Annotated in this window: 20 protein-coding genes and 1 tRNA gene; 13 read left to right on the top strand and 8 right to left on the bottom strand. The window is 46.2% G+C overall.

The window, feature by feature from the left end; all coding sequences use genetic code 11:
* Window positions 1-3: 3 nt before the first annotated feature.
* A complete protein-coding gene (locus RIF36_RS14865; protein WP_350122478.1) occupies window positions 4-2016 on the bottom strand; it encodes a tetratricopeptide repeat-containing sensor histidine kinase in 2013 nt (670 codons plus the stop codon).
* 318 nt (window positions 2017-2334) lie between these two features.
* On the opposite strand from RIF36_RS14865, the gene RIF36_RS14860 reads away from it, so the two are divergent.
* Window positions 2335-3096 carry a ThuA domain-containing protein gene (locus tag RIF36_RS14860; RefSeq protein ID WP_350069483.1) on the top strand — a complete coding sequence of 254 codons (762 nt, stop codon included), beginning with the start codon at window positions 2335-2337 and terminating at the stop codon, window positions 3094-3096.
* 70 nt (window positions 3097-3166) lie between these two features.
* Window positions 3167-4081 (top strand): DUF3750 domain-containing protein, encoded by a 915-nt coding sequence (locus RIF36_RS14855; RefSeq protein ID WP_350122476.1) that lies wholly within the window; start codon window positions 3167-3169, stop codon window positions 4079-4081.
* An 86-nt stretch (window positions 4082-4167) separates the two neighbouring features.
* Here RIF36_RS14855 and RIF36_RS14850 read toward each other — a convergent pair whose 3' ends face one another.
* From RIF36_RS14850 to hemN, 3 genes are all read right to left on the bottom strand, one after another.
* Window positions 4168-7275: a PQQ-dependent sugar dehydrogenase gene (locus RIF36_RS14850; protein ID WP_350122474.1), complete on the bottom strand. Its 3108-nt coding sequence runs from the start codon at window positions 7273-7275 to the stop codon at window positions 4168-4170.
* 164 nt (window positions 7276-7439) lie between these two features.
* Window positions 7440-8339 (bottom strand): serine hydrolase, encoded by a 900-nt coding sequence (locus tag RIF36_RS14845; RefSeq protein ID WP_350122472.1) that lies wholly within the window; start codon window positions 8337-8339, stop codon window positions 7440-7442.
* A gap of 61 nt (window positions 8340-8400) precedes the next feature.
* Window positions 8401-9762 (bottom strand): oxygen-independent coproporphyrinogen III oxidase, encoded by a 1362-nt coding sequence (hemN, locus tag RIF36_RS14840; protein ID WP_350122470.1) that lies wholly within the window; start codon window positions 9760-9762, stop codon window positions 8401-8403.
* Between the two features lie 282 nt (window positions 9763-10044).
* On the opposite strand from hemN, the gene RIF36_RS14835 reads away from it, so the two are divergent.
* From RIF36_RS14835 to RIF36_RS14825, 3 genes are all read left to right on the top strand, one after another.
* A complete protein-coding gene (locus tag RIF36_RS14835) occupies window positions 10045-12114 on the top strand; it encodes an alpha/beta hydrolase (RefSeq protein WP_350122468.1) in 2070 nt (689 codons plus the stop codon).
* Between the two features lie 62 nt (window positions 12115-12176).
* Window positions 12177-13193 (top strand): NAD-dependent epimerase/dehydratase family protein, encoded by a 1017-nt coding sequence (locus tag RIF36_RS14830; RefSeq protein WP_350122466.1) that lies wholly within the window; start codon window positions 12177-12179, stop codon window positions 13191-13193.
* Between the two features lie 34 nt (window positions 13194-13227).
* Window positions 13228-14271 carry a dihydrodipicolinate synthase family protein gene (locus tag RIF36_RS14825; RefSeq protein ID WP_350122464.1) on the top strand — a complete coding sequence of 348 codons (1044 nt, stop codon included), beginning with the start codon at window positions 13228-13230 and terminating at the stop codon, window positions 14269-14271.
* 50 nt (window positions 14272-14321) lie between these two features.
* Here RIF36_RS14825 and RIF36_RS14820 read toward each other — a convergent pair whose 3' ends face one another.
* From RIF36_RS14820 to RIF36_RS14805, 4 genes are all read right to left on the bottom strand, one after another.
* Window positions 14322-15128, bottom strand: a complete 807-nt coding sequence (locus tag RIF36_RS14820) for a GNAT family N-acetyltransferase (RefSeq protein ID WP_350122462.1) — start codon at window positions 15126-15128, stop codon at window positions 14322-14324.
* 58 nt (window positions 15129-15186) lie between these two features.
* Complete coding sequence (locus tag RIF36_RS14815) at window positions 15187-16425, bottom strand: MFS transporter (RefSeq protein ID WP_350122460.1); 1239 nt, start codon at window positions 16423-16425, stop codon at window positions 15187-15189.
* 282 nt (window positions 16426-16707) lie between these two features.
* Complete coding sequence (locus RIF36_RS14810) at window positions 16708-16965, bottom strand: GIY-YIG nuclease family protein (RefSeq protein ID WP_350122458.1); 258 nt, start codon at window positions 16963-16965, stop codon at window positions 16708-16710.
* Window positions 16966-17007: 42 nt separating this feature from the next.
* A tRNA-Met gene (locus RIF36_RS14805) sits at window positions 17008-17081 on the bottom strand.
* A 320-nt stretch (window positions 17082-17401) separates the two neighbouring features.
* On the opposite strand from RIF36_RS14805, the gene RIF36_RS14800 reads away from it, so the two are divergent.
* From RIF36_RS14800 to bshB1, 8 genes are all read left to right on the top strand, one after another.
* On the top strand, window positions 17402-17806 hold the full coding sequence (locus RIF36_RS14800) for an START-like domain-containing protein (RefSeq protein WP_350069516.1): 405 nt from the start codon (window positions 17402-17404) through the stop codon (window positions 17804-17806).
* Between the two features lie 79 nt (window positions 17807-17885).
* The gene (locus RIF36_RS14795) at window positions 17886-19625 is read left to right on the top strand and encodes an LptF/LptG family permease (RefSeq protein ID WP_350122456.1); all 1740 of its coding nucleotides are present in this window, start codon (window positions 17886-17888) and stop codon (window positions 19623-19625) included.
* Window positions 19626-19722: 97 nt separating this feature from the next.
* On the top strand, window positions 19723-19998 hold the full coding sequence (rpsO, locus tag RIF36_RS14790) for a 30S ribosomal protein S15 (RefSeq protein ID WP_151996977.1): 276 nt from the start codon (window positions 19723-19725) through the stop codon (window positions 19996-19998).
* A gap of 109 nt (window positions 19999-20107) precedes the next feature.
* Window positions 20108-22258, top strand: coding sequence for a polyribonucleotide nucleotidyltransferase (gene pnp, locus RIF36_RS14785; protein WP_350122454.1), 2151 nt, complete (start codon window positions 20108-20110; stop codon window positions 22256-22258).
* 95 nt (window positions 22259-22353) lie between these two features.
* The gene (locus RIF36_RS14780) at window positions 22354-23217 is read left to right on the top strand and encodes a sigma-70 family RNA polymerase sigma factor (protein WP_151996975.1); all 864 of its coding nucleotides are present in this window, start codon (window positions 22354-22356) and stop codon (window positions 23215-23217) included.
* 110 nt (window positions 23218-23327) lie between these two features.
* Entirely contained in the window at window positions 23328-24272 is a 945-nt protein-coding gene (gene trxB, locus RIF36_RS14775; protein ID WP_151996974.1) for a thioredoxin-disulfide reductase, read from the top strand.
* A gap of 5 nt (window positions 24273-24277) precedes the next feature.
* Window positions 24278-25309: a peptidoglycan DD-metalloendopeptidase family protein gene (locus tag RIF36_RS14770; protein WP_151996973.1), complete on the top strand. Its 1032-nt coding sequence runs from the start codon at window positions 24278-24280 to the stop codon at window positions 25307-25309.
* Complete coding sequence (gene bshB1, locus RIF36_RS14765; RefSeq protein ID WP_350122452.1) at window positions 25310-26026, top strand: bacillithiol biosynthesis deacetylase BshB1; 717 nt, start codon at window positions 25310-25312, stop codon at window positions 26024-26026.
* The last annotated feature ends 13 nt before the right edge of the window (window positions 26027-26039 follow it).

The raw sequence follows: 26039 nt of genomic DNA, 5'->3' as shown, positions 1-26039 counted from the left end.
TAATCATGTGATAGGGAATTCAAGGTTGATATGCGTTCCATTTCCAATAGCACTGGTGCGGCTCAGCGCTCCGAGCAAGCTCTTTGCCCGTGCCTCCATGTTCTTCAGCCCGTTTCCAGGCTTCACTTTTTCAGGATCAAATCCGTTGCCATTGTCGCTAATAGAGAAAATTATGTTCCCATTTTGGCCAGCTACATTGATGATGATTTTTGACGCATTGCTATACTTGGCGGCGTTGTTAATGGCCTCTTTGAAAATGAGGAAAACATTCTTTCTCTTTTCAGAAGCCAGTTCTATGTTTTTTACTTCATCAATCCCCTGAAACGAAAAAGCGATCCCTTTTGGCTCGAGTATTTCGGCAGCGAATTCCTTCATCTTCACCAGCACCTGCTCCAGCGAATCGTTGTTGGGGTTGATAGACCAAACAATGTCCGACATGCTCTCCATGATCTTGGACGAATGCTCTTGGATGCTTTGAAAGTATTGTCCGGCGTGCCCGTTATCCTCTTTGAGCGCAAGTTGGCTCATAATATTGATGCTGGATAGCGTTGAACCAATATCATCGTGTAGGTCTCTGGCAATGGCATTGCGCATTCTTTCCATTTCTATTGTTCTTTTGGCCCTGGCCACCACCCGGTACCTGTTGATTAGCAAAAGGGCAGTGAGTACTACTGAGGCTAATACAATGGCAATGATGATGACGTTGGCTCGCTCCCGATCCAGTGCCAGGGCCTGGAGTTCCTGGTCTTTTTTTAAAAGCTCAATTTCCCGCTCCTTTTTTTCGGTTTGGTATTGCCCTTCCAGCTCCCTCAGCTCTAGTAGCACCTCTGTGCCCTCAATCTCATCTTTCAGCTGCTCGTATTTTTTTAGATACTCAAATGCTTTTTCGTATTGTTTGTTCATTGCGTAGTATTCACTTAGGCGACCATATTCTACCAGCTCTCCATCTCTGTTGCCGGCTTCAATCACGGTTTCCAAAGTGGCCATGAGTGTGTTTTCGTCAATTTTTTTGGTTTGCTGAGCTATGTCTATTCCTACCAGTTCCGATTTGGCTTTGGCACTGATAGTACTGTCGCCCATCTGCCTGGCGAGCACAAGGCTGCTTTTGATGCTTTCACGGGCCTGCTCAAATTTCTCCATTCTTTTGTAAAGCAGTCCTATTTGATAAAGTGATCTCAGCTCTTCACCAGGCAGCTTCATTTCTCTGGAGGCGGTAATCGCCTGCAAATAGTATTTCTCCGAAAGAGGGTATTGATTTGACTCTTTATATACATCGCCGGCTCCCATCCAGGTAGTAATCAGCCCTCGTTTGTCGTTGAGTTGCTCCTTGATTCTCATTGCTTGCAGATAGTATTTTTTGGATAGTTCAAACTGGCTGAGGTGGAAAAAATCGTTTCCCAGGCTGTGCAAACAAAACGACTGCCCTCTTAAACTGTTGACTTTCTCAAAGATGACCAGGCCCTCCAAATGATAGTGCATGGCGTTGCGGTAGTCGGAGAGATTGAAATAGGCATTACCAATATTGAGATAAAGGCCAGCTGTACCTTCGATGTTTGGCTTAGCAAATTTGAGATTTTCCAGAAGATAGGGAAGAGCCTTCTTGAAGTCACTCTGATTTTTGTAGTAGAGTCCTGCCGATTGATTATAGTTAGCCTTTAATTTCCAGTCTGAAGGATTCGCTTCTGCCAGCATTTGCAGCTTACCCAGGTAGTGACCAGCACTGTCCTGGTGACCAGAATTCTGATAGAGGGCTACCAGATAGAGGTAGGAGGCACTTAAGCCGCTGAGGTGATGAAGAGAGTCTGCAACAGGAATGGCTTGAAAGGTATATGATTTGGCTTTGGCGAGATCTATTCTTAAAAACTCACTGACGAGCCCAAGTAACGCATTCACTCCTGTCGTGTCTTTAGGATGCAACTTTACCACTTGTTGGAGACTGTCCACTTTAGCGCCTTGCGCAAAACTGCATAAGGCACTGATGTTTAATAGAAAGCAGATGATGATGGCTCTTTTCAAAGCGGGACTTTCTTGTCAATTTAGTGAATAAAACGGTAGATAGCCTGCGAAGGACATAGGGAATTTATAAGTCACATCCGAAATTGGAGTCATCCACTTAAGGCACCGGTACGAGGGAAGCCATTTATCCCTTTCATGGATGTCTTCTGAACACCATTATAGGTAAATTGAAAGTTTCTGGCGTAATTACAGTTGATACAAATGCTTTGATTGAGCAGGAACCTGAGCCCTTTTTATGACCTGAAAAGTGCCTGTGGTGATATACCCGCATGTTTATTTACTATCAATTAATTAAGAAGACTTAAACCCCTAAATCCAATGTTGAAAAACATACTTTCGTTGCTTTTTGCAATTTGTATTGTGTCTGCTTCACAAGCGCAGCAATTCAAAGTGCTTCTTTTCACCAAAACAGCTGGTTTCCACCACGTGTCTATTCACGAAGGAGTAGATGGCGTTCGTGCGCTGGCGGCTCGTCATAACTTTAGTGTCGACTGGCAGGAAAATGCATCGGTTTTTAACGACAAGCAGCTAGCCAACTACGATGTGGTGATCTTCCTCAGCACTACCAGCGACATCTTGAATGATGAGCAGCAGGCGGCCTTCGAAAAGTACATTAAGTCTGGCAAAGGCTGGGTAGGCGTGCATGCCGCTGCCGATACCGAATACGAGTGGGAATGGTACACCAAAATGGTAGGCATGATGTTTCAGGTTCACCCGCAGCAGCAAACTGCCTATTTGGATGTAGTAGATAGTAATTTCCCTGGCATGGAGCGCTTTCCCAAAAGACTACTGTGGACTGACGAATGGTATGAGTACCAAAAGCCGTTTAAGTCTGACGACTTGAAATTTTTACTCACCGTGGACGAAAAAAGCTACGATGCATCAACCAACTGGGGAGGTACTGCCAGAAAGGGCATGGGCGATTTCCATCCAATTGCGTGGTATCATGACTACGACGGTGGAAGGGCTTTCTATACAGGCCTGGGCCATATTGGGGCTATCTATTCTGATCAAACCTTCCTGGATCACTTGTATGGCGGTATTTATTGGGCGGCAACAGGAAAGGGCATCAAAAAATAGACTTTATCAGGTTGAATAGGCAAAGCAGCTTTTGGTAACGGAGGCTGCTTTTTCATTTTAACCGGACTGATTGAGTAGCCCTGAAATCACGAGACACGTCACCTTTTTACTTGCCACTCGTAAACAGGGAGTAATCGTGTCCATGGATCGTCAGCTTAATATTATACCGAAGAAGAAATGGCCTTTGTCAAAAATTGGCTGGATGGTGCTTTTGGTGTTGTACGCATATGGCATTTACCTGATCGAACCATTCAAAATTCACCGGGAGCGCCTCGCTGCATCTGATATAGGGGGTTCAGCCTACAGCTATGGTTTGGCACCCAAGCCCGACCAGTTTGAAGACGCAGTCGTGCAGGTATATGCTGCTCGTACCTGGGGCGCTAAAAAGGTGCTTGCTGTACACACCTGGATAGCTACGAAAGGCAAGGGTGCCGATCACTACCAGGTCAGCCAGATCATAGGGTGGGCGCTAAACAGAAATGGGACCGCACTTTTCTCAGAGGCAGGCATTCCCGACAAAAGCTGGTATGGCAATGAACCCACGCTTCTCCTTGACCTGCGAGGCCAGGATGCTGAGCTTGTTGTCGATAAAGTTGAAGCAGCAATATCAAAATACCCGTACGCCGACACCTACACCGTTTGGCCGGGCCCCAATAGCAATACGTTTATCGCCTGGCTCGGTCTTGAAGTGCCCGAACTTGGTCTCGACCTTCCATCTACAGCCATTGGAAAGGACTGGCGGCCATGGAATGAGACCTTTGGCTGGTCCCCCAGCGGTAGTGGGGTGCAGGCTTCTGTGTATGGTTTACTGGGTCTCACGGCTGGGTTTCACGAAGGGGTGGAGGTGAATGTACTTGGACTAAGCCTGGAACTTGATTTATTTGATTTCGCCCTTGAGCTACCCGCTGTGGGAAGAGTAGGAACAGCTCCGGTGGATGTTGATTTGGTCTTTTCCTCCTCAGAATCAGAGGCTGCCGGACGGTGACAATAAAGTCAACTTGATTGGGAGCAAAAAGGCACCTGCCTTCTTAAGACAGGTGCCTGGATAGTCGGGTACGACTTGTTTTCTAACTATTTGAAAAAACTGATTTTGTCCAGACTCATCAGGTTTGTCTCTTTATCCGGATGGGAAACAACAAAGTACAGATTGGCAATCTGACCAACCTCGTCGATGCTGATGTCAGCATTTGTCCACTGGCGATCTCTCCATGAGCCTTCGAAGGCAGGTACATCCACAGTGCCTATTACCTTGCCTGTGGGGCTGCCTGAAACCACTTTGATCGTTCCGCCTTTCACAGCCATCATGGTTACAGAAATTTTGCTGATTCCCTTCAGGTCAATGCTTTTGTAGCCAATATATGAGCCATCATTGATATTGCTCAGGAAGGCAAAGTCGCCACCATTGGGGCGCTGCTGTTGCACGTCGTTGAAGAAATTGTAGTTCTCAGCTTCAAGCACAGGTGCTTTGATCATAATCATCTTTGACGACTCAATGGCGGGAATGGTGCCATTTCCTTTGTCGGTATACCGGATACCCACCACATAGGCACCCTGGTTCTCTGCACTTTGTTTGTCGAGCGTTATGCTGCCTTTCAAAGGCAAACTTGTAGTCGGGCTTTCTTTCACCAGCGACAGGATATAATCCACCATCACTCTTGTTTCATCGAGCGTAAGTTGAGGGTGGGCTGCCATCAGGCTGTGGCCCCAGTTGCCATTGCCGCCTTCGATGATTTTGCCAGCCAGCATGTCTCTTGACGAAGGGTCATCAGCGTATCTTTTTGCAATTTCGATGTAGGTAGGCCCAATCGATTTCTGATCGACGGAGTGGCACGACAAACAATCACTGTTGGCGATCATGTTTTTGCCTTTTACATTGATGGCTGGGTTTTTGAAGAAGTCTTCGCCCAGGTTGGCCTGGTCATAGCCGCCTTCCAGATAGCTGAAATTAACGCTTACCGCCTCTCCGGTTATGCCGCCATCCTCTGTGCTGCCATCTTCTTTGTCGGTCACTGTTACTTTGTAGGTATTGGTTTCTTTACCAAAGTAGAAGGATTGGTTTCCGCTATAATCAAAAGCAATATTCGAAGGATCGTTGCCCGCTGTCACCTTTGCAAAGGCTGATGCAGTCTCTCCCTTGGAGTCGGTGACTGTAAGCTCCACTTCTTGTTCACCGGGCTGATCAAAAGTAATGCTCACGTCACGGCCCTCATACTTCTTGCCGTCTTTGGTTGTCCAGCTAAATACCAAAGCATCGTCTTTATCATAGTCAAAAGAACCCTGGGCTGAAAAGTTAACTGTGAGGGGGACAGCGCCTCTCGTTTTGTCCGTCGCTATTGCTGGCACAGGCGCTCTGTTGCCTTCTGCATACTCAATTCTTACCAGCCTTGCGTCCACATTGTTGGCAAAATAGTTGGAGCCATACTCCAGCAGGTACATCACGCCGTTTTTGTCAAACTCCATGTCGATAGGCTTCACAAATGTTTCGTCAGGCAGAAAAGATTCAATTTGCGTCGGGTTCCAGTCCTCGTCAAACGAAACAACCTTGATCCAGCTACGTGCCCACTCATAAATGAAGAGCTTGCCATCATAATACTCAGGAAATCCCGCTTTCGAAGCGTTGGCTGGCTTATAGTACATAGGGCCAGACATCGCACTTCTGGAGCCTGTGCCCAGCATGGGCCAAATGTCCGACTGGCCGTAAGGGTACCAGATCATGGCAGGCCTTGCAGGGGGCAATTCTCTTGAGCCGGTGTTGTTGGGAGATTCGTTGATAGGGTGGGCCGGGTCTTGCTTGGGGCCAATTTCATCCGTAGCGAAGTCAACCATAGGGAAGGCAATGTTGTTCGCTTCGAAGTAAGGCCAGCCGTAAAAGCCAGGTGTTTTTGCCTGGTTCCATTCGTCGTAGCTTTGAGGGCCTTTTTCACTGTCTCTGCCCGAGTCCGGGCCCACATCACCCCAATACACGTAACCGGTTTTCATATCCACGGTGAATCGGAATGGATTTCTGCAACCCATGACATAAATCTCTGGTCGGCCCTGCGAACCATCCTTGGGAAATAAATTACCGTCAGGAATCGTATAGGAGCCGTCCGCTGTAGGTTTGATTCTTAGAATTTTGCCACGAAGATCATGCGTATTGGAAGAGCCCTTCTGAGAATCGAAAGGCCCACGACCAGGGCGCTCGTCAAGAGGAGAGTAGCCACTCGATTCCTTCGAGCTGGTGTTGTCGCCAGTGCTCAGGTAAAGATGACCGTTAGGCCCAAACACAATACCACCACCCGAATGGCAGCAGGTTTCCCGTTGCACGCCTACCTCCAGCATAATTTTTTCACTGCCCACTATCAGGCTGTCGGCCAGCAGCGTGAACCTTGATAGGTTTTGTCGGGAGGCACCGCCCAAAGGAGAGTAGTAAATGTAAATCCAATTGTTTTGATCATAGTTTGGATCTACAGCAAGGCCCAACATGCCGTCTTCATAATTGCCTTCTGTATTTACTTTGAAGGTGTGAAGAATCTTTGTTTCGTTAGATTCGGGGTCAAACATTTTCAGGTTGCCTTCCCTCTCAATAAACAGCAGCTTGCCATCAGGAAGTATATCCAACTCCATTGGCTCGTTGACCTCTGCATCGAGAATGATTTTGGTAAACCGACTGACGTCGGGTGCAGCCAGGCTCTTTGCACTTTCTTTATTAATAGCATTTTCTGCTAAGGAGGAGGAGATTGCCTCACCGGTTAAATCGGTTGGGGTAGCAAAAAATGTTACTCTTCCGCCGTCATAAGTTTGTGTTCCGGCTTCCTCAGCAGCAAACAGCCAGGGCCATTGGTATTGGTTGACTGTGTCCCTGGGAGCAAGTAAAGCCCCACCTGTTTGCACGTAGCGCTCAATGTCGGTTTGCCACTGTGGTGTAAGATGATTTGTATTGGCCAGCAAAAGCACGCCTTTGTTATTCCAAAGGTTGTCGCCACGGCGGTCGCTGGTGAGGGAGACTGTGTCGGTTTTTAGTCCTTGCGCCGTGGCATCACTCATTATTTGATTTATCGAAGCTGCTAGCGCATGGTTCTTTTCGTAAACGATCAAAAGCGAGCTGTCACGTGATTCGCTACAGGAAAATCCAATGAGGCTGATAAGGACAAACGGCAGAAGTTTCCACGATGCCTTTTCAAGTAGGTGTTGTTTCATCAATATAATTCAAATTAATTTGAGCAGGCAAAATAGGGAGATACAAGGCAACACTGGTAGACATACGTCTCAAAGGAGGGTGGTAAATATGTTAATCCTGCGACAGATAGCCTTTGCCCGATTGAATCGATTGCAGTCTTTTTTGAAACTATAACTGTTGCTGACTATTGATTCAAATAGCTATAAATCTTTTCCGACACCCTTGCCAGTACTTCCGTACCCTCTTCAATGGTGTTCAGATTCCTAGACAACAGTACCAGCACATATCTCCGTCCATCGGGTAGATAAACAATGCCAGAATCGTGATGCAATTTGGTAATGGAGCCTGTTTTGTGGGCAACGACTACTGAGTCGGGCAGATAGGCGGGTATTATTTCATTAAACCGCTGTTCTTCCAAAATCCTGATCATCGCAGCACAATCTTCGGGGGTGCCAGCCTTGTTGGTAGCAATCATTTCCATCACAATGGCCAGGTCTTTGGCGGTCGTGGTATTGTTCATGCCGAGCTCGTAGGCCTTTTGGTCTTCCACGCCACGCAGTACCTGTATGTCATTGGCTCCGAATGATTTCAAAGTCGCCATGACGTTGGGAGCACCCACCATTTCTATCAGAATATTGGTGGCCAGGTTGCTGCTCACAGTGATCATTTCGTACGTCAGGTCATAAATGGTGAGCTTTTGGCCAATAAAGCTGTAAAGCCCTTCGCCACTATCTTCGCCGATATCCATGGTATAGGCCGATGAGTCGACAATACTTTTAAACTCATTGACAACCAGAATGGAGTCGGAAAGACTGAATTTACCGGCACGGGCTTGCCTAAACAGCTCAATCATCACCGGCGTTTTCATGGTGCTGGCAGCATGAAAAGTCTCCTTTTCGTTGATGAATAGCTGATTGTCGGGGTTACTGAGATCCTTGAAGGCAATGGCATAGTCGCCGGTGTTGGCTTCAAAATCTGCTGCGATGCTTTGCTTCAGCTCATTCAACGTTTGTTTTTTTGATGAGGGTTGGCAAGCGGCCAACGTAAGTGCCAAAGCAAATATCAGGTAGGTAGGTTTTTTCATTGGGTAAAGGCTTTGTTCAAAGTAAAGCACAAACCTTTTAGCCACCAAACCACTCACACCATCAAATAGTGGATGAAAAAAGTTGCGTTTCGGGCTGTTTTCGCCAAAGCCGTTTATCGAACGCCATGCAAATGTTACGGATAAACGCATGTCCTTTTTCAGTGATATGGACATCGTCGCCGCTTAACTCAATTAGCTCATCCTGCAGGGGCTCGGCAAGTCTTTCCAGTATGGAGCGGTACGGCATTTGTGCCTCAAGTAGCGTTGTGGAGAATCTGCACATAAGATCGAGTATGTGCTGCCTGATGATGAGGTCTTCCTGGTTGAGCATATGACCCCTGAAAACTGGTAAAAAGCCATCATTCACTGCTTCCTGATAGGTTTCTACGTCTTTATGATTTTGAGCAAAACCATACCAGGAGTCGCTGATGGAGGACACGCCGAGTCCAATGAGCAGCCTGGTCGATGATGCGGTGTAGCCCATGAAATTACGATGAAGCTGTCCGTTTAGCGATGAAGTATATAATTCATCCTCCCTGGTGGCAAAGTGATCCATGCCAATTTCGACTAAGCCCAGATCCAACAGCATTTCTTTGCCAATTTCGTACAGTGCCCGTTTCTCGTCATCCCTGGGTAGATCGTCCTCCGAGAACTTACGTTGCCCATTTCCTTTGATCCATGGCACATGGGCATAACTGTAAAAAGCAATGCGGTCTGGTTTCAACTCTTTTACTTTCTCAATTGTACCTACGATGGATTTTGATGTTTGGAAAGGCAAGCCGTAAACCAGGTCGTAGTTGATAGATGTATAGCCCAATTGCCTTGACCATTCTGTCACTTCCTTCACTTTTTCAAAAGTTTGGTGGCGGTGTATGGCCTCTTGCACTACCGGGTCGAAGTCCTGGATACCATAGCTTACTCTGTCAAAGCCGAGCTGCCGCAGGGTCTTCAGGTGCTCGTATGTTGTATTGTTGGGATGTCCTTCAAAGCTGAAAGAAGCGGATGGGTGTTTGATTGCTTTCGATAATACTCCATCTATCAAACGCTTCAAGCTTTCAGGAAAGAAGAACGTTGGCGTGCCTCCACCCAGATGTATTTCTTTGATCGATGGTTTTTTTGGTAGCCTGGCGAGGTACAAATCCCATTCCCTCAAAACCGTGTCAATGTATGGCTCCTCTACCTTGTGATTCTTGGTTATCCGTTTGTTACAACCGCAAAACGTGCACAGGCTTTCGCAGTAGGGAAGGTGAATGTATAAGCTAATGCCTTCTTCATCGGTGGTTTCAGCAAATGCCTGTTGGAAACTTCTGACCCAAAGCTTCTCTGTAAAGTCTTCTGCATCCCAGTAGGGCACGGTGGGGTAACTGGTATAACGGGGGCCTGGTATATTGTATTTGGAAAGAAGGGATGACTGCTGCTGCATGTTTTTACTTGATTTACTTACAAAGAAAAGCCATCTATCTCCATTGGGAAATGATAAAAATCAGCAAATAACTTGAAGAGATTCAGTTAAGACAAGCGCTGGAGTAAGTCGCAAGATGAAATACAGCCCGCTCTTTCTCCATTTTCAGTGCTCAGACTGACGATTAAAATTTAAATCCCATCAATCCGAAAGAATGGTAATCGTAATAATTGCTAATTTTATTGATACTGTTAGCGCCAATGAATATCGGCCTGCAACTCAGAACAACTTTACCTCTTTTCAATGGATCATCAAACTAGGATCAGGTATTTGGCTTTTCATGTTATCAGCATCTTTTATCTATGTGGCAGCCTCTTTATTTCATCATGTTCTGATCCTTCGACCTCCCGAGTTGACAGTGAGGTTCCTCGCTCGTCGGTCGAGAATAATATCCGGAGCTACCTGAACAAAGTATCGGCAGATATTACCGACGATTTCCATTCGGATATTCAAACGCTAGGTGATTGGGAGAAAATAAGGCATCAGCGTTACGTGGAATTTATAGAAATGATGGGCATTGATCACCTGCCTTTGAATGGAGAAAAGCCGGCATTGAACGTAAAGGTGACCGGTACCATCCAGAAAGAGGGCTACCGAATTGAAAAGCTGTATTTTGAGTCACTTCCGGGCTTATACGTAAGGGCTAACCTGTACATTCCTGATAGCATCAAAGAGCCCACACCTGCCATCCTTTATGTATGTGGCCACTCTCCAACCCAGAAGGCACACTACCAGGCACACCCCATAAAATTTGCGCAGCTGGGATTTGTTTGCCTGATCACCGAAACGATTCAGTTTGGTGAGGTGCAGGGGCATCATTGGGGGCCCTATTCAAAAGGGTGGTTCAATTGGTACAGCCGGGGATATAATCCTGCCGGAGTCGAACTTTGGAATGCTATTCGGGCTATTGACCTTCTTTCAGAAAGGCCGGAGGTGGATGCAGATAAAATCGGGGTGACTGGCATTTCAGGCGGTGGCTCTCAGTCGTGGTACATTGCTGCTGCCGATCCTCGCATAAAGGCCGTTGCTCCTGTTTGCGGTGGCGCCACACTGAAGGATCATGTATTCAATAGAACCGTTGACGGACACTGCGACTGCATGATGCCCAATAATCTCTATGGCCGTGATTTTGCCGACATAGGTGCTTTGATTGCCCCACGGCCGTTGCTCATCGCCCAGGCCAACCAGGATGAGATGTATAAGATTGAATCAGTGCGTGAGCTTGAATCACAAGTAGATGAAATGTACAATTGGCATGGTGTGCCTGAAAACCTATCACTTGTTGAAACACCAGGTGGCCACTCTTACCATCAAACATCTCGTCAGGAAATTTTCTCTTTTTTCCTTGATAAACTTATGGGAAAGAAAGTTACTCCAGATCAGGTGGGAGATATTGATGAGAACCCTGAAAGCCAGCTTTCTTTTGAAGAGCTGAAAGTGTACGTCGATGGCCCGCCGGAGGGAGACCGGACACGCACGATACAAGATTCTTTTATCCCAATAGCCAGAGCTCCGGAAATCACTACCGAAGAAGAGCTTTTTTCTCATCGTGATTCAGTAAAAGGATTTTTGCGTGAAAAAACATTTGGCCATTTTCCAGCAAAAGAGGCTGCTTTTGATTCGCAACTCGAAATACAAAGTATGTTTAGTGAAAACGCTGGAAACAGGATATTCAGCTTTGTTTCAGAAGAGGGATGGCGCTTAAAAATTGACGTCCGCTGGAGAGGCGATTCAAACATGGTTAAGCCTTTAATGATTGTGCTGCGCAATTATGATGAGGATCGGTGGGATTCTGAAAGCTTCGCTTCTAAACTGTCAAAAGACTGGAACATCGCTTATTTTGAGCCGAGGGGCGTTGGCGAAACGGGGTGGGATCCCGGACTTCAATGGCACATCAGACGTGCATCGGCCTGGACAGGAAGAACGATTGCCTCCATGCAGGTGTATGATGTTTTGCGGAGTCTTCAATTCTGTCGGACACTTCCTGGCATCGACCCAACAAAAATTGGCATTGCCGCCAGAGAGGAGATGACCGTGGTGGCATTATATGCGGCCTTGCTGGATGGGAAATGCGAAACTGTCATTTTGAAAAACCCACCTTCCACACAGGACGTGGTGAGCGACCCCGAAGGAAAAGGGCCAGCGATAGAAATGCTCAATTGCCTTCAGGTAACCGATGTCAATCAGATACCTGCCTTGATCTGGCCTGCAAAAACACAATTTGTTGGTGATGTTCCAGATCCTTATCAATGGTCGGAAAATATACTCAAGCGCTTGGGAAAGGGCGGATTCGCCAGGAATGACAGCAATTAATGTAAAGGTATGATCACTAATCACTTTTTGGAAGAAATTAGAAATACGGAAGCTAACAGAATATGAACGATCTGGAAAAACGATACCAGCACCTATTAAAGCCTTCAGAGGCGCTTATCTCTGAAATCTCAGCACTGACGGGCGACATTCTTATCTTAGGTGCGGGCGGAAAAATGGGGCCGGCGCTTGCACTGTTAGCAAAGCAGGCTGTGGATCAGGCAGGGTTAAAAAAGCGGATTATTGGTGTCTCTCGTTTTTCTGAGCCAGGTCTTCAGGCCAGGCTGTATCAAAATGGTGTTGAGACAATCACAGCCGATTTGCTTGACGAAGACCAGCTACAGGCGCTTCCTGAGGTGCCTAATGTGCTTTACCTGGCTGGAACAAAGTTTGGTACCACAGGGAATGAATCTTTTACCTGGGCCATGAATACCTACCTCCCTGGAAGAGTAGCAGAGAAGTTCAAAAATTCCCGCATTGTCGTTTTCTCTACAGGAAATGTGTATCCGTTCGTTCCTGTAGTAAGTGGCGGGGCTACCGAATCGCTGCCACCAGAACCCATTGGCGAGTACGGCCAGTCATGTCTCGGCCGTGAACGCATTTTTCAATACTTCGCCGCCAAAAACAATACACCCATTTTAATCTACCGGCTTAACTATGCCAACGATGTCTCCTATGGAGTGTTGCTGGAGATAGCCAAATCCGTGAAAGAGAGCAAACCGATTGACCTGGCCATGGGCACTGTAACCGTGATTTGGCAGGGCGATGCCAACGAAATAGCCTTGCGAGCCCTTCACCATTGTACCACACCGGCCAAAATATTGAATGTAACGGGCCCCGAAATTGTTTCAGTCCGATGGTTGGCTGAAGAATTTGGAAAAATACTAGGCACAACACCTCAGTTTATCAACGAAGAGCAATCAACCTCATTATTATCTAATGCAGCCGAGTCCTTTCGTCTTTTTGGCTACCCTAAAGTGAGCTTGAAACAAATGATGGAGACGATCCTTGAATGGTACAATGAGGGGGGTGAAATTTTAAATAAGCCCACTCACTTTTCAGAAAGAAAAGGAAAATTCTAAGCTCATGCCTAAACATATACAACTCGATTCCTCTATGGCTAAGTTATTAAGCGAGGGGACGGTTATTCCGGCCCATCCACTGGCGCTCACAGCAGCACTTCACCTGGATGAAGCCAGGCAGCGGCAGCTCACCCGTTATTACATGGCCAGCGGAGCAGGAGGGGTGGCAGTAGGTGTTCACACCACTCAGTTCGAAATCCGAAAACCGGAAATCAATTTGCTTGAGCCAGTGCTCAAAATGGCTGCTGATGAAATTGAAAGGGCTGAATTGACACGTCCGTTTATTAAAGTAGCGGGTATTTGCGGGCCCACCGATCAGGCCTTGAGAGAAGCTGAGTTAGCACGGAAGTACGGCTACCACCTTGGTTTGCTCAGCAATGGTGGGTTGAACAATTACACCGAAGCCGAACTCATCAAGCGCACAGAAGCGGTCGCAGAAATAATTCCGGTTTTTGGGTTTTATCTTCAGCCAGCCGTAGGTGGTCGCTATTTGAGTTATGATTTTTGGAGGGACTTCGCTGAAATCCCCAACGTGCAAGCCATCAAAGTGGCAGCCTTCAATCGGTACCAGACGCTGGACGTGGTCAGGGCGGTGTGTCACTCCAGCAGAAGAAAGGAGATTGCACTCTACACAGGCAATGACGACAACATCGTTGCCGACTTGCTCACACCTTACCAATTCATGGTGAATGGAGAGAAGGTTGAAAAAGCATTTGTTGGTGGGTTACTGGGGCATTGGGCCGTTTGGACGAAGCAGGCGGTTGAGCTTTTCAAAGAAATAAAAATATGCATCGCAAGTGATTATGCAGGGGTAGAAAAATTGCTGGCAAAAGGGGTGGAGGTAACTGATATGAATGCCGTTATTTTTGATGCCCAAAATGCTTTTAAGGGATGTATTCCTGGTATTCACGAAGTGCTTCGCAGGCAGGGCCTTTTACAGGGAGGGTTTTGTTTAAATGCAGAGGAAGTGCTTTCGGCTGGGCAGGCGAAAGAGATTGATCGGATTTGCGAAAGTTACAGGCATTTGACTGATGATGAATTTGTGCAGGCATTTCTACGGAATCAAACTGTCAAATAACGCCAGATGATCAAGCCAAACTAGTTTAAAGCTTAGGCTTAAAAGGTGCCCTAGCCGAATTCAGGACCGCAGATGCAATAGTAATGCCCGGCAATGCCTGGAAAATGATTTTCGCCCCTGTACATTCTCACAAAGTGCCTTTGTTTGGTGAATCCCAGCGATTTTAACATGGCAATCAAAGCTTGCTTGTCTTGCAACACATCTACCACCACGGGTTTTTGGATCAGCCCCCAGAGCGATTTTGCAATGAGGGCCTGAGCGACCTCAATAGTTGAGGCAGACACCGGCCCCACATGATGATATTTGTTGCCATCTCTTCCCAGCACAAACCCGGTCACCCGATTGTTATGTCTTACCATCCAGGCCTTATCTGGATATTCCTTTACAAGTGAGCTAACGAGGTGCTCTCTTTTTGTGCCAAAAACAGCAGCATCAAAAGCGACAATATCTTCGATGTTCTCTGGCTTCACAGGCTCGGGTTCTATGCCGCTGTTGTAGAATGACGCAAAATTAGCCAACGATACATTCACCATTCTGTCGATAAGGTACTCGTCTTTGAAATCGAATTGTCTATACACTTGTTGCCCGGCTGGAGTAGCATCCAGTTTGATCGATATGTCGCTTGTATTCTTGAAAACATTATCGAGCAAGGCTTTGCTTACCCCCTGGCCACGGTACGCTTTATCGACCAGCACCATACCAATCCATGCCAGCTGATGTGAATACCTGATCGCCGTGGTGGTGCCAATAACTTTTGAACCATGTGCTGCCAGCACACAAGCGCCTTCACTCTCTTTAATAAGCAAGGCCCAATCGTTTTCTGTTTGGTTCCAGCCTTCAGCAGTTGATAAGTTCATTGCTGCACTGATATAGTTCAATTTCAGCGGCCGCAATATGAAATCATTTTTACTCATATCAGGCTTCTTCCACAAAGCTCATGTCTTTCTTAAAGGTTTCTTCCAGATAGTAAAGTGCTACCATGCCTGCTAAATACGTGAGAACTCCGGTAACCAGGGCACTGTTAATGGTTCCGATATAGCCTTTCATTACCAGGAAAATGGACGTGAGTGGAATGATCGTTCCCCTCACAAAGTTAGGGGCGGTGGTCGCCACGGTTGCACGCAGGTTGGAGCCAAACAGTTCGGCTGCCACGGTGATGAAAAGCGTCCAATAACCACTGAAAAAGCCCAGACAACCACATAACAGGTAGAACAGGGTTGTGCTTGAGAAAGGTGCCAATAGAAGGATAACTGTCAGAAAAAATGAGCCCATCATGAATGAAAAAATCACCTGTCTTCTGTTTTGTAAGTATTGACTGAGAAAACCACTTGCCAGATTGCCCGCCACCTGTGCAGCAAACGCAAAAAGCACTGCCCGTCCCGCATCTATGGGTTGGTCAAGGTGCATCGCTCTGCCAATTTCAGGCGAGAAGGTAATCAGGATGCCGACCACAAACCATATAGGCATGCCTACCACAATGCTGGTCATATATTTCAAGAACCTGGCTTTATTATTGAACAGCATACGTACGTCTCCCCGCCGGACGTTTTGCTGTTTTAATTGCAGGAAGATACCAGATTCAAAAACTTTTAGTCTTAAAACCATTAGCAAGAGCCCAAGTCCACCTCCGATAAAATAGGAAGCTCGCCACTCAAAAAACTGGACAATCAAAAAGGCAAGCAATGCACCAAAAACACCCATAGTAGCTACTAATGTCGTTCCATAGCCCCGAATATTTTTAGGGAGGATTTCTACCACCAAAGTAATGCCTACTCCCAATTCGCCGGCAAGACCGAAGCCTGCAATAAACCTTAGTACAGCATACTGCTCAATAGTGGTCACCAGCCCATTCCCAATATTGGCAACCGAATAAATTAGGATGGATCCGAACAGAACGGATAACCTTCCTTTTTTGTCTCCAAGCACGCCCCAAAACAAACCACCAATGAGCATTCCCACCATCTGTAGGTTCAGCAATAGAATTCCATCGCTTAATACCTGTTCATCTGTAAGACCAAGCGACTTTAAACTTGGCACCCTAACGATGCTGAACAAGAATAAGTCGTACATATCGACCAGGTATCCCAGCGCAGCCACCATCACGGGAATACTTAAGAGCTGCTGAACAGTATTTTTAGTAGGTGAATCCTTCATTAGAATAAGTTTAAATAGCTATAGGCGTTGGTAAAAATATGCAATTAAACCCTAACGACATTTAGCGAATATGCTCAAGCCTCAACTGATGTCAAATAAATTTCGTGCCCTGTAGGCATGACAAGGGCGGACCCCAAGGGCGGGGCGAAAACAGTAGTCATAGAAAAAAGGAAAAAGCAGCCTTTTGAGCTGCTTTCTTACTGTAGCGGGGAGCAGGATTCACTGGCCGTCCGCCAGCTGGCGGATCACTTGTCCGACCACTGGCGGAATGAATCCTGCGCTCTAACTATCTGGCTTTGAGTTAACCAGTTTCCAGATGAACTCTCTGCCTTTTGCCGACTTAAGTTGCTTCTCCCTGATCATCGCTTCTTTTTTGGTTTGATAGCATTCTGTATGAACAACAACCCATGGACGATATTTGAAGGTGTAACCTTTGGTTTGATAAACATTGTGTGCAGCTAACCGATTCTCCATATCGGACGAGTAGCCGATATAAATCTTATTGAACTTGGCGCTATGCAGGGCGTAGACTGTAAACACGACGAAAAAGTAAAAGCAGCCTTTTGAGCTGCTTTCTTACTGTAGCGGGGAGCAGGATCGAACTGCCGACCTCAGGGTTATGAATCCTGCGCTCTAACCATCTGAGCTACCCCGCCAAATCAATTACTTCAAATATCTTTTTCGCAGTATCAAACTGCTGTCCGCTAGCTAGCGGATATGAATCCTGCGCTCTATCCCGGCCGGGTAGGTCATCTGAGCTACCCCGCCATCAATCTTTCAAAAATGGGAGTGCAAATGTATGAAGATTGTTTTCTAATTGCCAACCTTAACCTTCAACTTTTATTGGGGAAGAACATATAGACAGGAGTGAAAGACCCTCCCGTTGCCTCGAATCGCAGTACTTAAGCAGCCCATTTGACTATTAAAAAATAAATTATGTTCACATCAATTTTATTTTTAATACATTAAGGCACTTTTGAAGAAGTTCGATATGGGTAACTACAAGTATATAGCAGAGTTTGAATTCCGGGCATCGAAAAAAATGCTTTTTCCATATGTGAGTTCAGCAAGTGGGTTGGCGCAGTGGTTTGCCGACGATGTAAACATCAACGAGGACAAGGACTACATATTCATTTGGGACGGAGAGAAAAACAAAGCTAAGATGACCTCACACCGGGCCAATAGCCTTGTAAAGTTCGTTTTTGAGGGCACGGAAGAGAATGACGACCCCAATTACGTGGAGATGAAGCTCGAAGAAAACGAAATGACGCAGTCGACCTACCTTAAGATCACAGATTATTCTGATATGGATGACCTTGAGGAATTGGAAGATTTATGGGAGTCAATGATCCATACGCTAAAAGAAATAGTCGGTGGTTAAGGAATACTTTTTGCCTACTTTTGCGGTTAGTTAACAGGTGCTGCTTGCACCTTAATCTGCTAAGCTCTTTTCCGCAGGCATGAAGAAACTTGATAAACTCATATTAAAATCATTTTTCGGCCCTTTTTTCCTCACCTTTTTGGTTGTGGTGTTTATCTTGCTTGTGCAATACATGCTCAAGTACTTCGACGATTTCGTGGGAAAGGATCTTGGATTTAGCGTTTTTGCCGAGCTTATCTTTTACTTCAGCATCAATATGTCACAGGTGGCTTTGCCGTTAGCCATTCTGCTGTCGTCCCTCATGACCTTTGGAAACCTGGGAGAGCACTTCGAGCTAACCGCCATCAAGTCAGCAGGTATTTCCCTCGTTCGAACGCTCAGACCGCTTTTTATCGCTGTCTTATTTTTAGTGGTTTTGGCCTTTATGAACAACAACTTTATTGTGCCTGAAGCCAATATCAATGCCTACAGCCTGCTTTATGACATCAGGCAAAAAAAGCCATCGCTGGACATACGGGAAGGCCAGTTTTACAATGGCATTCCCAACTATAGCATCAAAGTCAATCAGAAATTCCCTGATGGTGTGTCGATGAAAGACGTGATTATTTACGATCACACCAGAGAAATGGGCAACAATAGCGTTACTGTGGCCGACTCATGCAGAATGTACACCATTCTCAATGATCGCTACCTCGTTTTTGAACTCTATGATGGTAATTCTTACCAGGAGTCACGCCAAAATGAGTTTAACCGGACAGCCAGCTTTGGAGGAGTGAACGACCTGGCAAGGAACGAGTTCAGTGAAATGAAGATGGTATTAAGCCTGGCGTCTTTTGACCTCAATCGAACAAAGCAGGAACTTTTTGCCGGCAACAGACTCATGAAAGACATGGGCGAGCTTGCCCATGATATTGACTCTATGCAGGGTGTAGTCACCGACGTTAGAGTTAATCTGCTCAACAATGCTGATGGAATGTACGACTACCACCTGAAGGAAAGAAGACAAAGGAAAATTGACTCTATCAGGGCCGCCACCAGCAAGGAAAGAGAAGCTATGGCGGTGTCGCAGGGGGAGGTAAAGATCACTGTAGAAGACAGTATTTTATCTCCAAACACAGGGAATACCTCGGCTGCCCCCCGCATTGCGAGAGAGTCTGCCATTGAAGCGCTGGCGAAGACGCAGGCCCAAACTAAGGAGCAGGCGAAGATGGATAGTATTAGAGCAGCTAAGGAAGTGGCAATTCAAAGAAAAAAGGCAGCAAGAGATACCATCACGTTCGAAAAATATTTCGCCGACAATAGCAGGAGAACCCGGGCAGTCAATGACGCCTTGGTAAAGGCCAGGTATATCAAGACTAATCTCGCTAATCAGGCTACCAGAATTGAAAACCTCAACTCGGAGATATATCGCCACATTATCGAAAAGCACAAAAAGGTTGCCCTGGCCTTCAGCTGCCTGGTCATGTTTTTTATAGGAGCACCATTAGGCTCCATCATCAAAAAAGGAGGTTTTGGTTTGCCAGTGATTTTGTCCATAGGGTTTTTTATTATATTCTACGTAGTGAGCATCATGAGCGAAAAGTACGCCAGGGAGGGCTTGCTCGACGGCGCTGTTGCCGCCTGGATGCCCAATATGATACTGATGCCCTTCGGCGTTTTTTTCCTACGACAGGCCCGCAACGACTCACGGCTTTTTGATGCGGATGTTTACATTATTTTCATTGATCGACTAAAGAAGAAATGGGCCTCTTTCGTGCAGAGGAAAAGCCCGGTTTCAACAATCGAAAAAGCCTTGTCAGATCAATCAGAAGGAGAATAAACCTGTCAGGATATTTTATACAGAGTTTTGTATTTCAATAAGCTTCTCTCTACCTTTGCACATTAATTTCAATTCATACAATTTATTTTAGCTAAGCATGTATTTATCAACAGACAAGAAGCAAGAGCTCTTCGAGAATCATGGTCGGTTAAAATCTAAGACAGATACCGGTTCACCGGAGTCTCAGATTTCGTTATTCACCTTCCGCATCAATCACCTTACAGAACACCTCAAAATCAACAAGAAGGATCACTCTTCTCGTTTGGGGCTGTTGAAGCTGGTAGGTAAAAGAAGAAGATTATTGGATTACCTGGTTAAGGTAGACATTACGAGGTATAGAGCAATTGTAGCTGAACTGAATCTCAGAAAGTAAAAAGTTCAGGGAGGGGATTCATAAAACGGATTCCCTCTTTTTATTTTCCCCTTATCTGAAACAATCGAAATTAAAATTTGATTTACTTTTTATACGTTAACTAATATTTATGTATCCAAGCGTCATTACAAAAACCATAACCCTTGCTGACGGCAGAGAGATTACAATTGAGACTGGAAAATTAGCTAAGCAAGCGGATGGTTCAGTGGTGGTCAAAATGGGCAACACAATGCTACTGGCCACAGTAGTTTCCAACAAAGACGCAAAAGAAGGAGTGGATTTCCTTCCGATGTCTGTAGACTACCAGGAGAAATTTGCAGCTGCAGGTAAAATACCTGGCGGCTTTCTGAAGAGAGAAGGTAGACTATCAGACTACGAAATACTCATTTCACGACTTGTAGACAGAGCCATCCGTCCACTTTTCCCTGACGATTACCACGCAGAAACGCAGATCGCCATTTCATTGATCTCGGCGGGCGACGATGTGATGCCCGATGCTTTGGCCGCTCTTGCCGCCTCATCGGCGCTGGCTGTTTCCGATATACCCTTTGGTGGACCAATCTCTGAAGTGAGAGTTGCCAAAATTGACGGTCAGTATGTGGTTAGTCCCACTGCGGCGCAAGCTAAGACTGCTACACTCGACCTTGTTGTCGCCGCATCTTACGACAATATTCTGATGGTCGAAGGGGAATCGAAAGAAGTATCTGAGGCAGAAATGCTTGAAGCATTAAAAATTGCTCACGACACAATCAAAATACACTGTCAGGTGCAGAAGGAGCTGGAAGCAGCTGCTGGCAAAACTGTGAAGCGCACCTACAGTCACGAGAACAACGATGAGGCTTTAAAAAAGGACATGCACGACAAACTTTATGACAAATGTTATAAAGTTGCTGCCAAGCAGATGCCCTCTAAGTCTGATCGCAAAGAGCAGTTCGCCGCCATCGTGGATGAGTATGTGGAGGCTTTCACCGACGAGCAAAAAGAATCGATTGACAAGGATCTTATCAAAAGATACTACCACGATATTGAGAAGGAAGCTGTTCGTAACTTCGTTCTCGAATCAAGAAAACGTCTTGATGGTCGTAATCTTGATGAAATAAGATATATCTGGAGTGAGGTAAACTACCTTCCCGGAGCCCATGGTTCAGCTATTTTCACAAGAGGCGAAACGCAGGCTCTTGCGTCCGTCACTCTTGGTACAAAGCTGGATGAGCAGATGATTGATTCTGCTTTGATGAAAGGGTTCAATAAGTTTATCCTTCATTACAACTTCCCGGCATTTTCAACTGGTGAAGTAAAGCCTAACAGAGGTCCTGGACGTAGAGAAGTTGGTCACGGTAACCTGGCCATGAGAGCGCTTAAGCAGGTTTTGCCGCCTGAAGAAGAAAACCCTTACACTATTCGTATTGTGTCTGACGTTCTGGAATCAAACGGTTCTTCGTCAATGGCGACCGTTTGTGCAGGCACACTGGCACTGATGGACGCTGGTATTAAAATCAAAGCGCCCGTTACAGGCATCGCTATGGGGATGATCTCTGATAGCAAAACTGGCAAATACGCCATTCTTTCCGATATCCTTGGTGACGAGGATCACCTGGGAGACATGGACTTCAAAGTGACCGGAACCCGCAAAGGGATCACTGCCTGCCAGATGGATATCAAGGTAGACGGACTTTCTTATCAGGTGCTTGAAGAGGCACTTAATCAGGCAAAGGCTGGTCGTTTGCATATAATGGATGAAATTGAGAAAACTTTGTCGACTCCAAATGCAGATTTGAAACCTCATGCGCCAAGATCCGTGAAGATCAATATCGAACGGGAAATGATAGGTGCGGTGATCGGGCCTGGTGGAAAAATTGTTCAGGAAATCCAGAAAGAAACAGGAGCTACCGTTATCATCGAAGAAATTGCTACTGGAGGCGTTGTGAGCATTTTCGCCAATGATCAGGAGTCGATGGACAAGGCTGTGAAGCGTGTAAATGCTATTGTTGCCGTGCCGGTGGTTGGTGAAGTTTACGACGGAAAAGTGAAGTCAATTATGCCATTTGGTGCGTTTGTAGAGTTTATGCCGGGCAAAGATGGCCTTCTACATATCTCTGAAATCAAGTGGGAGAAAATTGAAAAACTAGACGGTATTCTCGAGGTAGGTGAGGAAATAAAAGTAAAATTGACTGAAGTAGATAAGAAAACCGGTAAATATAGACTGTCAAGAAAGGTTTTGATACCTCGGCCTGAGCGAAACCAGGAAACAAGCAACTAACATTTGTCAAAAAAAAAGCGGGAACATTAGAGAAAGGAACTTTACCTTTTTATATTATTGTTTAGTCTATTAGGCTTTAAAAAGTCAGATATTGAATGAGACAGTTAAAGATAAGTAAGCAGATCACCAATCGGGAGAGTCAGTCGCTTGACAAGTATCTCCAGGAAATAGGTAAAGTAGACCTGCTTACCCCCGATGAAGAAGTAACACTAGCTAAACGGATAAGAGAAGGAGACCAAATGGCTTTGGAGAAACTGACCAAAGCCAACCTTCGATTTGTGGTGTCAGTAGCCAAACAATACCAAAACCAGGGACTTTCGCTGGGTGATTTGATTAACGAAGGAAATCTGGGACTTATCAAGGCTGCCCAAAGATTTGACGAAACGAGAGGTTTTAAGTTTATCTCCTATGCGGTTTGGTGGATTCGGCAGTCGATCCTTCAGGCATTGGCCGAGCAATCAAGAATTGTGCGTCTTCCCTTGAACAGGGTTGGGTCGTTAAATAAGATTTCTAAGACCTTTTCTGAGCTTGAGCAAAAATACGAGCGTGAGCCATCTCCGGATGAACTTGCCGAAGTATTGGAGGTATCTACCAGTGAGGTTGTGGACACCATGAAGATTTCCGGTCGTCACGTATCGATGGATGCGCCGTTTGTTCAGGGCGAAGAGAACAGCTTGCTGGATGTGCTGGAAAACGATATGGAGGAGACTCCTGATTCAGGCCTTATCAACGACTCCCTTCGCAAAGAAGTACAGAGAGCGCTTTCTACGCTTACAACCAGAGAGGCAGATGTTATTTCCCTTTACTTTGGGCTCAATGGTGAGCATGCCATGACGCTGGAGGAAATAGGTGAGAAATTCAATCTGACCAGGGAAAGAGTTCGTCAGATCAAGGAGAAAGCCATTAGAAGACTGAGGCATACATCCCGCAGTAAGGCCCTTAAGCCGTACCTCGGGTAGTAAGCTCAGAAAAATTAGCAAAGGTCTCAAAGGAGACCTTTTTTCGTTAACGCCAAATGATCTTTTGCGTTTAAATTGGTGTTACAGTTGATAGCAAATAATATTTCGAGATGACAAAAGAAGAAGTTAAAGTTTTGATTATTGGTTCAGGCCCAGCAGGATACACTGCAGCTATATACGCTGCCCGTGCTGGTCTGAAGCCGGTTTTGTATACTGGCGGCCAGCCAGGCGGTCAGTTAACGATTACAACTGACGTAGAGAACTACCCGGGATATCCTGATGGGATCATGGGCCCCCAGATGATGACAGACTTTCAAAAGCAGGCTGAGCGATTTGGAACTGAGATTCGCTATGGACTCGCTACGTCTGTAGACTTCTCTTCGTATCCACACAAGGTAATTGTAGATGAAACACATGAGATAACCGCCGAAGCAGTGATTGTATCAACTGGTGCGTCAGCCAAGTGGTTGAACCTCCCGTCAGAGCAGAGACTGAACGGTCATGGCGTGTCTGCCTGTGCGGTCTGTGATGGCTTCTTTTTCCGTGGCCAGGACGTAGCAATTGTGGGGGCCGGAGACACAGCTGCTGAAGAGGCCAGCTACCTGTCGAAGATATGTAGCAAGGTGTACATGATTGTGAGAAGAGACGAAATGCGGGCTTCTGTGATCATGCAGCAGAGGGTTAAAAATGCCAAAAACATAGAAATTCTCTGGAATACGGAAACAGAGGAAGTGCTTGGTGATAAGGAAGTAACTGGCGTGAGAGTGGTAAATACTCAAACAGGAGAGAAGACTGAGCTTAAAGTCGGAGGATTTTTTGTGGCTATTGGACATAAACCCAATACGGACATTTTTAAGGAATGGCTTGATATGGACGAAAATGGTTATATAAAGACAGTTCCAGGCTCATCCAGAACGAACATAGAGGGCGTTTTTGTAACCGGAGATGCTCAGGACCATATCTACAGACAGGCCGTGACGGCAGCCGGTAGTGGATGTATGGGCGCATTGGATGCAGAAAGATTTTTGGCGGAGAAAGAATTGGCCGTATCTTAGCAGCCATGATTAAGAAAAGTTTACTACTAGCGGCCTGGGTAGTAATATTATTAGCTTTTGAATCACGAGCGCAGGAAAGCAAATCGTGGGTCAAAAGCTTTTTCTCTTTTAAGAAAAGAGAAGCCCCGGCTCCAATACCTTCTCCACCACTGATTTTGTTTGCTGACAACATCTTTAAGGTGGATTTTGATTTTCTGGACAGCATGATGATAGCGGAGGCGGAAGCAATGGCGCCACCCGCTGAAGGAGGTCCCGCCACCCCTCCATTGGTACTTTCCTATGGACATGAAGTGGCTGTTTCTGACAAGCTATCACTCGACTCGGTATGGCTTTCTGCTGAGGACTACTACAATATTTGGGACTCACAGAGAGTCAACCCTTACAAATTCAACGGCCTGGATTACAAAGACACTACTGAGCTGACATTGTTTTACCCGGAGGTAGGGTTGGTTTGGGAAAATCCCTTGAAGAAGTCGGTGATTACGTCTGACTTCGGCTTGCGCAGGTATCGCTGGCATTATGGAGTGGATTTGAGACTTACTACAGGCGACTCTGTGAAAGTCGCTTTTGATGGCGTAGTGCGAATGGCCAACTACGATAGGCCTGGTTATGGCAACTATGTACTAGTGAGGCACTACAATGGCGTCGAAACCCTCTACGGGCATTTGTCCAAGCGCCTGGTGAATGTCGGAGACGAAATCAAAGCTGGAGATTTGGTAGGCTGGGGCGGAAGTACCGGAAGAAGCAGCGGCCCACACCTTCACTTTGAGGTGAGGTACCAGGGCAATGCCATCGACCCAAAAGAGTTTTTTGATTTTGACACAAATTGTCTGATAGACCAGAAGTATACACTCACGAAAGCATCTTTCGCCTATCTTGAGGAGGCCAACAAGGTGATCGTACACCGGGTGAGGAGTGGTGACACGCTTAGTGGCATAGGCAGCAGGTATGGCGTCTCAGTCACGAAGCTTTGCAGGCTCAATGGCATTTCCCGGAACTCGGTGATACGGGTAGGTCAGCGACTTCGAATTAACTAAATGAAACTCGACATACTTGTCTTTACGGCGCATCCCGACGACGCCGAACTTGCTTGTGCAGGAACGCTGATTTCTCACGTTGAGATGGGGAAAAAAGTCGGCATTGTTGACCTTACCAGAGGGGAGCTTGGCACAAGGGGCACACCCGAACTAAGAGCCGCTGAAGCCGCTGAAGCAAGTAAAGTGATGGGTATTCATATCAGGGAGAACCTGGGGTTTCGTGATGGGTTTTTTACCGTAGACGAGCTCCATAAGCTTGAGGTGGTGAAGATGATACGGAAATACCAACCGGAAGTCATTTTAGCAAACGCCATTCGTGACCGCCATCCTGATCATGGCAGGGCCTCCAGCCTGGTATCTGAAGCAAGCTTTGTATCGGGTCTTAGAATGGTGGAAACCCGTATTGATGGCAACCCTCAGCAACCGTGGAGGGCAAAAAATATATATCACTATATCCAAAGCAACTTCATTATGCCCGATTTTATTGTCGATGTATCGGCTGCTTGGGAAAAGAAAATGCTTGCGATCAGGTGCTTTAAATCGCAATTTTACGACCCTGCCAGCAAAGAGCCGAGCACATTTATTTCGTCTCCGGACTTTATGAAGATGCTTGAAAGCAGGGGGAAAGAGCTCGGGCACTCAATTGGGGCTGCCTATGGGGAAGGCTTTACAGTTGAGCGCCACTTGGGAGTAAAAGACCTGTTTCATTTACAATAGTAAGTCGCTTTTA

It is taken from the genome of Imperialibacter sp. (assembly GCF_040222815.1).
Classification (GTDB): domain Bacteria; phylum Bacteroidota; class Bacteroidia; order Cytophagales; family Cyclobacteriaceae; genus Imperialibacter.
This window is presented reverse-complemented; position numbering and strand designations above follow the sequence as displayed.